Genomic DNA, 1716 nt, shown 5'->3' with positions numbered 1-1716 from the left:
GCACTACCCCGTCGGTCCTGCAAGCGATCTGTTCCGGTAGGTGTCGACCTTGGTCGACACGCCTTCGCACTACCGCGTTGCCGGCCAGCGGCCGGCACTACCCCGTCGGTCCTGCAAGCGATCTGTTCACGCTTTCGCGCCACCGGGTTGCCGGCCAGCGGCCGGCACTACCACAACCGGCGCTACCGACATCGCGCGACCGGGGTAGCGCCGGGCTGTGCCCGGCGTCATCCCCTCCGTCTCAGTACACCGGCAGTTCGATGTAACTGGCCTGCGCGGCGCTGTGCCATACCCGCTGCGTCGCCTTCTGGTAGTCACCCGGCTTGGCCAGGTAGATGTTCGGCACGTAGGTCTGTGGGTTGCGGTCGTACAGCGGGAACAGGCTGGACTGCACCTGCACCATCACCCGGTGGCCCTTCTGGAAGGTGTGGTTGGCATTGGGCAGGTCGAAACGGTACGGCAGCACCTGGTTGGCCGCCAATGCCTTGGGGTCGCTGAAGCTCTCGCGGTAGCGGCCACGGAAGATCGCCAGCGACACCGGCAGCTCATAGCCGCCCATCTCCGGTGTCGATGCTTCCTGGTCGGGATACACGTCGATCAGCTTCACCACCCAGTCGCTGTCGGTGCCACTGGTGGAAGCCTGCAGGTTCACCACCGGCGTACCTCCGATACGCAGCGGTGCGGTCAACGGCTCGGTGATGAAGGTCAGCACGTCGGGGCGGCCATCGACGAAGCGCTGATCCTTGACCAGCCAGGTCGTCCACATGTCGCGGTCGCCAAAGCGCACCGGACGCGGTACGAACGGCACCGGCTTGGACGGATCAGACACGTATTCCTCGAAGTCGCCCTCGCCCGCCGCCGGCGCCTGGAACGCCAGCTTGCCACCGGCACGCAGGTACAGCGGCTTGCTGTTTGCCGCGCACGCCTTCTCGCAGCTGCGCGGCCAGCCCTGCAGGCGGTCCCAGTGGTTTTCACCGGTGTTGTACACCAGCACTGGTGGCGTATCGGCCTTCGGCGCGCCATCCACCAGATACTGGTCGAAGAACGGCTTGAGCACGTCGCGGCGGAACTGCAGCGCGGTATCGCCATCGAATTTCAGCGCCCCAAGCTGGCTGCCGTCATAGTTCACCTGGCTGTGCCGCCACGGCCCCATCACCAGGTAGTTGTGGGTGTTGCCGGTATCGCGCCCTTCCATCGCCTGGTAGGCGTGGTTGGCACCCCACATGTCTTCCTGGTCCCACAGGCCCTGCAGCCACATGGTCGGCACCTTCAGCGGCGTCTTCGCCATCACCGCATCCAGCGCCTGGCCCTGCCAGAACGCATCGTATGCGGGGTGCTGTACCAGCTTTTTCCACCAGGTCAGCTGGTCCACGCCGGTAAAGCGCGCGTAGTCACCGGCCGAGCCGATGCGCAGGAAAGTGCTGTAATCGTCGTAGCCCAGCGACGGCAGCGGCGTGCCCTTGCCACGCTTCTCGGTCTGCATCGCGAAGTAGTTGAAATTGACCTGGCGGAAAGCGCCGTAGTTGAGCCAGTCGTCACCCATCCAGCCATCGACCATCGGGCTCTGCGGCGCGGCCACCTTCAGTGCAGGGTGCGGATCGGTCAGCGCCATCACCACGGTGAAGCCTTCGTACGACGAGCCGAGCATGCCGACCTTGCCGTTGGTCTCCGGCACATGCTTGACCAGCCAATCGATGGTGTCCCACGCGTCGGTGG

Annotated in this window: 1 protein-coding gene; it reads right to left on the bottom strand. The window is 65.2% G+C overall.

The genetic code is table 11. The features are described from left to right. Positions 1-241: 241 nt before the first annotated feature. Positions 242-1716: CocE/NonD family hydrolase (locus tag AC1VAN_RS20935; RefSeq protein ID WP_480986647.1), on the bottom strand; the 1475-nt coding region annotated here is incomplete at its 5' end.

The organism is Stenotrophomonas sp. 05L44_2, from assembly GCF_056665995.1.
This window is presented reverse-complemented; position numbering and strand designations above follow the sequence as displayed.